This window comes from Candidatus Glassbacteria bacterium (assembly GCA_019456185.1).
GTDB lineage: Bacteria > Gemmatimonadota > Glassbacteria > GWA2-58-10 > GWA2-58-10 > JAJRTS01.
In genome coordinates this window covers 24,345-31,036 of record VRUH01000012.1, presented here as the reverse complement: position 1 = coordinate 31,036, position 6,692 = coordinate 24,345, and the positions used below count along the sequence as shown (strand labels likewise).

General features: G+C 59.8%; 4 protein-coding genes, 1 other RNA gene and 1 pseudogene (1 of these 6 only partly in view). 5 read left to right on the top strand and 1 reads right to left on the bottom strand.

All coding sequences use genetic code 11. From position 1 onward, the window contains the following. Positions 1-417 (bottom strand): annotated as a pseudogene (locus FVQ81_06525) (CvpA family protein) (it extends 33 nt beyond the left edge of the window). 135 nt (positions 418-552) lie between these two features. On the opposite strand from FVQ81_06525, the gene ssrA reads away from it, so the two are divergent. The 5 genes from ssrA (at position 553) to FVQ81_06500 (ending at position 6,691) form a co-directional block, all read left to right on the top strand. Next, positions 553-909: a transfer-messenger RNA gene (gene ssrA / locus FVQ81_06520) on the top strand. Between the two features lie 108 nt (positions 910-1,017). Beyond that, positions 1,018-1,203, top strand: a complete 186-nt coding sequence (locus tag FVQ81_06515) for a hypothetical protein (GenBank protein MBW7996213.1) — start codon at positions 1,018-1,020, stop codon at positions 1,201-1,203. Between the two features lie 261 nt (positions 1,204-1,464). Further along, a complete protein-coding gene (locus FVQ81_06510) occupies positions 1,465-2,169 on the top strand; it encodes a cytochrome c3 family protein (protein ID MBW7996212.1) in 705 nt (234 codons plus the stop codon). A gap of 12 nt (positions 2,170-2,181) precedes the next feature. Continuing rightward, entirely contained in the window at positions 2,182-5,301 is a 3,120-nt protein-coding gene (locus FVQ81_06505) for a 4Fe-4S dicluster domain-containing protein (protein ID MBW7996211.1), read from the top strand. Next, positions 5,294-6,691, top strand: coding sequence for a hydrogenase (locus FVQ81_06500; GenBank protein MBW7996210.1), 1,398 nt, complete (start codon positions 5,294-5,296; stop codon positions 6,689-6,691). The genes FVQ81_06505 and FVQ81_06500 overlap by 8 nt, the downstream gene beginning before the upstream one ends. Position 6,692 lies beyond the last annotated feature (1 nt).

The window sequence follows — 6,692 nt, the reverse complement described above, 5'->3', positions numbered from 1 at the left end:
CCCTGTGGAGAGGCTATCCGAGGTAATCTTGTTGCCCGGCCACACATTTTCGGCCATGTAAACGACCAGGGTCAGAAACAGGACGGCTTTAACCAGGGCGAGCGTACCGCCGGCGATCCGGCTGGCCGGGTTGGTTTCGGCTTCGCCCAGGCTCTTGTTCAGGATCCAGCTGAGGATCTTGATCAACAGCCAGACCACCAGGAACACGGCCGCCAGCCCGGCTGCATTGCGGCTGGCTCCGGCGGGGAAGATGCTCTCGAACCAGCCCGCGGCCAGGGTGTAGTAATTGATAGAAGCCAGGATTCCGGTCACCAGGGCCAGGATGCTGAATACCTCCATCAGGATACCCCTGAACAGGCCCCGGAGGACGAAAAAGAGGCAGACAATCAACAGGATAAAATCGACAACTGTAATCATCCGGTCACGAGCCTTTCCGGATTAAATCCGGCAGGATGGAAAAACTTGCAGGCGGGTTGCGCCCGGACTCATTTTAAGCTGTCCGCTTGACATTGTCAACTTCGCAGGCTAGTTTCAAACAGGTACGAAAAAAATGGGGGCGATCCGGTTTCGACGGAGATATCTGGCGGAGCCAGGTTGCATGCCGGGGTCCCGAACCTCGTTATCAAGCGGGAAACCATCAATTGCCAACGATAACTTGGCTCTGGCTGCATAACTAATGCAGCCACGTCCGTTGCGAACTCCCCGCCTGTGGAGACGCTGCGGGCGACGATAAAGCAGGCTGGCCTCATGTGGCGCCGGGACGCCTGAGGTAAGATCTTCCCCGGCTAACCGGATGGCGTGTTCTGTCGGTGGAATGGCCATCCGTCGACGATCAAACATCGACTAAGCATGTAGAGGCCCGGTTTGGCCTGTCTTCGGACGCGGGTTCGATTCCCGCCGCCTCCACCATTTTTCTCGCAAGCCCGGCTGTCTGGCGCTTAACTGGACAGCCGGTTTTTTGTACATGCCGGCCATTTGCTGATTTTGTTTGACGCTTTTGAGCACGGAGTCATGACAATGAGTTCCCGCAATGGTTTGCTTGACTTTATTACCTGTCCTCCCCAGCCCGGCTCCTTGTGGAGCGGACAATACAAAATCCCGTGGAACGATCCCGCCTTCAGCCGCAGGATGCTTATCGAGCACCTGTCGCAGGAACATGACCTGGCCAGCCGATGTTGCGGGACAATTCAATTGGTTAAATGATTCATAATTTGCTGAAACTTTGCCAGGCAGGCTGCCGTTAACAGGTTGAATTTGATTAGAACGGCGTGAGATGGGGAGGTGACGGCTTGCTGGGGAACTGCTGACAATTATTCTGGACATCCTCACCTGTCCGATGTACTTTTAAGCCGATCTGAATTTCCCACCTGTATGGCCGCTCACGGTTTATGTCGTTTCGATAGGCGGAGGAAGCCAGAAAACGGATTGCCTTTTCGCTTGTTATTTTGACAGAGCGACTCCTGCATGAACCTGATTAAAAGCAAGCTCCACTTGATAATAATCGCTATCGCAGTCCTGGCGGTTTCGGGCCACTACGTCTGGCACCTCGACATCAACACCGGCTACGCGCCCGACCAGCCCATACCTTTCAGCCATAAAATTCACGCAGGCGACTACAAGATGGATTGCCTGTATTGCCACGGCGCGGCGGAAAAAGGTCCGCATGCGGGGATCCCGCCGATGAACGTCTGCATGGGCTGCCATAGCGTGGTGGGGCTCGACAAGGACAATATCAAGATGCTGGGCCGGATGTACAACGAAGGGAAGACCGTGCAGTGGGAGCGGGTCCATCGCCTGCCGGACCATGTCTATTTCAGCCACAAATGGCACCTTAAAGCCGGCGTGGACTGCATGGAGTGCCACGGCGACGTGGCCGTGATGCCGCTGATCAGCCAGGTCAAGCGCCTGGAAATGGGCGACTGCATCGAGTGCCACCGCCAGAGCCAGTTCCATCAGGCTTATCTCGACTCCACCGGTGCTCTCACATCGGCCGGGATAGGCATTTACGAGCGCTACCCATATTTGAAGTATGTGGACTTGCAGACGCTTAACAGCAGTGTGGCGGCCGGCCAAAACGCCACCGGACTGGATAAAACGCCGGAGAGACTGGCTACCGGCGTAATTCCGCACCACAACGCAATGACACAGTGCAGCACGTGCCATCAATGATAAAGGGTTCTGATGTCCGACAAGCCTGAATTCTGGACCGGTCTGGAGCAACTGGAGAACACCTCGGCGCCGAGTCCCGTCGTTCCGGCCATCCCGGTTACCGATAAGCCCTCCGGCGATATCCCGCTCTTCAGCCGCCGTGATTTTATCAAGCTGGGCGGGGTGGCGGCGGTTTTCAGCATGGTTGGCTGCATGCGACGGCCGGCGGAAAAGATCGTGCCGTACCTTAACCAGCCCGAGAACCTGGTACCGGGTGTGGCTAATTTCTACGCCACCACCTGTGGGGAATGCCCTGCCGGTTGCGGCGTAATCGCCAGGGTGCGCGAGGGCCGCCCGGTGAAACTCGAGGGCAACCCGGCGCATCCGCTGAACAGGGGCAGGCTCTGTGTACGCGGACAGGCGTCGCTGTTCAATCTCTATGATCCAGGCCGGCTGGCCGGTCCGGCCAGAAAGAACCAGGACGGTTCCTGGGCGGCGGCGGATTTCACGGCTCTGGATGCGGAGATCGGCGGGAAGCTGGCCACGGCCGGTGAAGTTATCCTGTTGACCGGAAGCTGGAACGGCCCGGCGCGCTCGGCGCTGGCGAATCAGTTCCTGGCCGGTTTTCCCGGTGCCCTTCACGTAACTTATGAGCCTTTGACTGACTATCTGTGGCGTGCTTGCATTGCCCGTGCATTCGCCTGGTCCTCGCCGCCGCTTTACCGTTTCGACCGGGCGCGCGAACTAGTCCTGTTCGGGTCCGATCCGCTGGCGACAAACGACCAGCGCATGCAGTATCTCCGCGATTTCTTCGCCAGGCGCGACCCTGAAAGCGAAGCGATGAGCCGGGTGGTAAGTTTCGAGCCTGAATACACGGAGACCGGCGCGATGGCAGATCAGCGCTATCCGGTCAAAGCCTCCGCCCTCTACAGGGTCGCCGGAGCGCTGGCCCGCATCCTGCTCGTGGAACGCAAGGTGAGCGGGTACGCCACCGATGGCCGGATCACCTCGTTCCTGACTTCGTTCCAACCTGCGGATGTTGAGCGCGAACTAGGCCTGCCAGCAGGTTGTCTCGGCGAACTCGCCGCCCGCCTGGAATCCGCCCGCGGCGAGTGCCTGCTGGTCAGCGAGAATTTCGCCAACTCGGGGGACTCGGGCGCCAGGCTGCACGCGCTGGTCAATCTGCTGAACGCCGCCCTGGATTCCCCGGGCAACACCATGATTGCCGGAGCACTGCGCGATAATTCCGCAGGCAGCGGCCCGGAGGCGCTGGATGATGCCATTGCCGCCATGAGCGCCGGCAGGGTAGGGGCGGTGATTATCGCCGGAACCAACCCGGCGTTCACGCTCCCCGCCGAATCCGGGCTGGCCGGGGCGCTGGCGCAAGTACCGCTTAAAGTCTCTCTTGCCGACCGGATTGACGAAACCACCGCCTTGTGCGACTACGTCCTTCCCGCGCTGCACCCTGCCGAATCCTGGAACGACGCCGAGCCGCTGGCTGGCACCTACTCTCTCCAGCAGCCGCTGATCTCGCCGATCTGGGACAACCGTCAGGTTGAGCAGAGCCTGATCGCACTTGCGCTGGCGGCCGGTAATAATGACTTCGCCGCCGGGGAGGGAGCTGTTGAATGGCGGATGTATCTCAAGCAGTACTGGCGGGACAATATCTATCCGGCCACCGGTGCGGCTGGAGATTTCGAAAGCTTCTGGATCGAATCTCTTCAGCAGGGCGTGGTTAGCCTGCCGCGGGAAGAGCCGGAAGCGGCAAACCCGTTGGCCAGGTTCCGCCCTGAGGCGCTGACCGTGCTGGGCAAGCCGGATCAGGTCCGGGATGGTATCGAGCTGAGGCTCTCGGCGGGATCTATCCACTGGGACGGCCGCTCGATGAACAACGCCTGGCTGCTGGAAACTCCGCGGCCTGTCTCCAGGGTGGCGTGGGAGAACTTTATCTCGCTGGCTCCCGTGACCGCCGGGGAACTGGGAGTGGGTGACGGGGATGTTGTCAGTCTGGAGGTCGAGGGCAGGGGTGTGGAGGCTCCGGTGCTGGTGCAGCCCGGGATGGCCGCCGGCGTGGCCGCCCTTGAAGTCGGCTGGGGCAGAAAAGCCGCCGGCGAGGTCGGTAACAGCCGCGGAGCGAATGCCTACGGACTGACGGGCTTACTGGATACCGGATTGCATTACACTATCTCCGGGGCGGTCATCTCTGCGACCGGAAAACGTGCCAGGCTGGCCTCGGTGCAGGCCCACTCGAGCACTGAAAGCCGGCCGATCGTCTTCTCCACCACGCTCGAGGAATTCAGCCACGATCAGTCGGCCGGCCAGTTCAGTCATGCCGGCCACGATAAAATCAATCCCACTCTCGAAGAATACCGCCGCCGCTCGATCTGGGGCGAGGATCACGCCTATCCCGGCCATCGCTGGGGCATGGCGATAGATCTCAACAACTGCACCGCCTGCGGCGCCTGCACTGTAGCCTGCATGGCCGAGAACAATATCCCAGTGGTCGGCAAGAAGCAGATGCTCAACGGCCGCGAGATGCACTGGATCAGGATCGACCGCTACTACTCCGGTGATCCGGACAACCCGCAGCTGGTCAATCAGCCGATGCTCTGCCAGCATTGCATGAACGCACCCTGTGAGACTGTCTGCCCGGTGGTGGCCACTGTCCATAACGACGAGGGCCTTAACCTCCAGGTCTACAACCGCTGCGTGGGCACGCGCTATTGTTCCAACAACTGCCCGTACAAGGTGCGCCGGTTCAACTGGCACGAGTACGCGCTGGAAGCCTACGAGAGCGAAAGCATGCGCATGACCCTGAACCCGGACGTGACGGTGCGGGAGAAGGGCGTGATGGAGAAGTGCACGTTCTGTCTCCAGCGTATCCGCGAGGCGCGCTACAAAGCCAAGGAACGCGGTGTGCCGGTCCGGGACGGTGAAGTCCAGCCGGCCTGCGTGCAGACCTGCCCGACCGGTGCGCTGGTTTTCGGCGATCTGAACGACCCGAACAGCGAAGTCCACAAGCTCTATTTCAAGCAGCGTGGGTTCAGGGCGCTGGAGGAACTCAACGTGGTGCCGTCGATAGGCTACCTGACCCAGGTCAAGAACCGCCAGCCGGATCAGGACGAGGGCGGGCACGGAGAACACCATGGCTGAAATCCGGGAAAATGACGTAGTGGAAACGAAGGAGCTGGCCTCACGTCCCTGGGTTGACGAGCAGGTAACCGCCGCCGATGTGACGCATGACGTGATGCGCCCGATGGGCGAGCTGCCGGGCAAGCTCTGGATCATGGGCCTTCTGCTGGCCATGGGTTGTCTGGCGCTGATGTTCGGCGCAATCGGCTACCAGCTCAAAGAAGGTATCGGGATCCTGGGGATCAACAACCCGGTGGGCTGGGGAGTCTATATCACCAACTTCGTCTTCTGGATCGGTATCGGCCACGCGGGCACTCTGATTTCGGCGGTGCTGCTCCTGTTCCGTCAGCGCTGGCGCAACAGTATCAACCGCACTGCCGAGGCGATGACTATTTTCGCCGTCATCTGCGCCGGGATTTTCCCGCTGATCCACACAGGACGGCCGTGGCTGGCGTTCTGGCTGGTTCCGTACCCCAACTCTCGCCTGCTGTGGGTCAATTTCCGCAGCCCGCTGATCTGGGACGTGTTCGCGGTCAGCACCTACCTGACGATTTCACTGCTGTTCTGGTACCAGGGTCTGCTGCCGGACATGGCCACCGTACGCGATGCGGCCAAAAACAAAATCAAGAAATTCGTTTTCGGCATTCTTTCTCTCGGCTGGCGGCCGACAGCAAGCCACTGGGAGCATTATGAGAAAGCCTACTGGCAGTTCGCCTGGCTGGCCACTCCGCTGGTGCTTTCGGTGCACAGCATCGTCAGTTTCGACTTCGCTGTCTCGCTGATCCCCGGCTGGCATGCGACAATTTTTCCACCGTATTTCGTGGCCGGAGCCATTTTCAGCGGAATGGCGATGGTGGTGACGTTGCTGGTAATCATGCGAAAGGCCTACGGGCTTGAGCGGTATATCACCATCAACCATCTGGAGCTGATGAACAAGGTGATTCTGCTCACCTCGCTGATGGTAGGTTACAGCTACGCCATGGAGGTTTTCACCGCCTGGTACAGCGAGGAAACCTACGAACAGTTCGTGTTCATGAACCGGCTGACCGGACCCTATGCCCCGACGATATTGATCATGCTGATCTGCAACATCGTAATCCCGCAGCTGTTCTGGTCTAAACGGGCCAGGCGCAGTCTGCCGTTGATGTTCGTTGTGGCGATCGCGGTCAACGTGGGGATGTGGTTCGAGCGGTTCAATATCATTGTCACCTCGCTGCACCGTGATTTCCTGCCCGCCAGCTGGGACATGTACGTGCCCACGTTCTGGGACTGGGCGGTGACTGTAGGTTCGTTCGGACTGTTCTTTACGCTGTTCCTGCTGTTTATCAAGTTCTTCCCCACGATCTCGATCGCCGAGACCAAGGTGATCCTGGCCAAACCGTTCCGTCGCGCGGGCGGGGAGGGAGCCTGAT